Source organism: Neobacillus cucumis (genome assembly GCF_023715505.1).
Genome location: NZ_JAMBOH010000077.1, coordinates 1 through 1,935, shown reverse-complemented (window position 1 = coordinate 1,935; position 1,935 = coordinate 1). Strand labels below are relative to the sequence as shown.

The 1,935-nt window shown below is 39.0% G+C and carries 1 protein-coding gene; it reads left to right on the top strand.

Features of this window, described 5'->3' with window-relative positions:
- The first annotated feature begins 611 nt into the window (after positions 1 to 611).
- Complete coding sequence (gene ltrA, locus M3226_RS31255) at positions 612 to 1,931, top strand: group II intron reverse transcriptase/maturase (protein ID WP_251573393.1); 1,320 nt, start codon at positions 612 to 614, stop codon at positions 1,929 to 1,931.
- Positions 1,932 to 1,935 lie beyond the last annotated feature (4 nt).

Here is a 1,935-nt window from a genome sequence, read left to right as displayed (position 1 = left end):
CAACCATTTATATGAGCGCCGATACTTAAGTTATTGAACCGCCGTATACGGAACCGTACGTACGGTGGTGTGAGAGTTGCGCCTTGAAAGCTCAAGGAATACATGCGACTTGAAATAGTCGTCTAGATAATGCTTAGCCAGCAGTCTTGTACCGAGTCTTGCGTGGTGCACGGTAACGTTCACTGCGAAGCGTAGACAGGAAGATGGCAGGCCGGAATAAAGTGAAGAGGATAATTAGTCCCGAAATTAAACGTGATGTGGAGTAGCCGACCTTTTCTCTCAATGGGGAAGGCAATAATGAAATAACCGACAAAGGCAAGGTCATTCTCATTACTCCCGGGATTCGTACCTACGGCATGTCATCAATGGATTCCTTGGGAACAAGGGAGATCCAATGAACTTCTACAGGATGTAGATAAGAATTCAACAAGCCTACAAAGCAAGGAGAATTCGATGGTTTATTGGAAGTCTTACTAACTGATAGTACTCTGAGATAGGGAGAGCCTATTACATGGGGAAGCGGTTAGCGGAAATTGAATCAATCTAAGGAAACATGAGCTTCATTCAACGGAAGATTTCGGTCCTTAATTCAAAGTAAGGAGAAACCAATCATGACAACAAGATTAGAGAGAATAGCAGTAAAAGCTCAACAAGATGCAAAACTACAATTTACATCAGTAGCACACCACATTACAAAAGAGTTGATTTGGACTAGTTTAAACCATATGCCGAAGAACACTTCACCTGGCATTGATGGTACCACAAGGGATATGGCTATAATTGAGTTTGAAAATTGGGTTGGAGAAATGATGAATTCAATCCACAGACATAGCTATAAACCTCCAGCAGTAAGAAGGGTCTGGATACCTAAACCTGGGAAAGTCGAAAAACGACCAATCGGAGTACCTTCGGTGGCAGATAGAGCTTTACAAAGAAGTACAGTAACGGTACTTTCATCAATTTATGAACAAGACTTTCTAAATTGTTCATACGGGGGTAGGCCAAATAGGGGAGCACATAATGCCTTAGCTAACCTTAATGAGACTATTTCAGGGAAGAAAGTTAGCTGGGTACTGGAAGCTGACCTGAAGAACTTCTTTGGAACCTTAGACCATGATTGGATAATAAAATTCGTGCAACATAGGATTGGTGATCCTAGAATTATTAGTCTGATTAAAAGATGGCTAAAAGCAGGTGTAATGGAAGGTAAGCATATTCACGTCAGTGAAATAGGAACACCGCAAGGTGGTTCAATTAGTGTACTGTTAAGCAACATTTATCTTCACTATGTATTGGATTTGTGGTTTGAGAAAGCAATAAAACCAAGGCTCAAAGGTGAGTCATATCTAATAAGATATATCGATGATTTTGTAGTGTGTTTTCAATATCGTTCAGATGCAATAAGGTTTGGGAAAGTCCTTGTGAAAAGATTAAGGAAATTCTCATTAGAGCTTGAACCTAATAAGACTAGGTTAGTAGAGTTTGGACGGTTTGCCAGTAAACATGCCCTGCAAAAAGGAAAGAAATTAGAAACGATTTACTTCCTAGGTTTTACACATTATTGTACAAAAAACCGTAAGGGTAATTTCATGGTAGGTAGGAAAACCGAAAAGACCAGATTTAAGCGGAGTGTAAATAAAATACAAGAAGTACTTCGTACTATCAGACATTGGTCTATAAAAGACCAAGTTGAGAAGATAAATCAAATTCTTAGAGGTCATTACAATTACTATGGTATGGCTGGCAATCTTAGGTCAATAACAAAAATCTATAATATTACGGAACGTTATTGGAGAAGAATGCTAAGTAGTAGAAGCCAAAAGAGCTATATAACGTGGGAAAAGTTCAATAAGATTAAGTCGATTTTTCCTCTAGAGCGTCCTAAACTATCAATTCCGTTTTCGGAATTAAAGATGTACGCGAAACTGTGAAGCA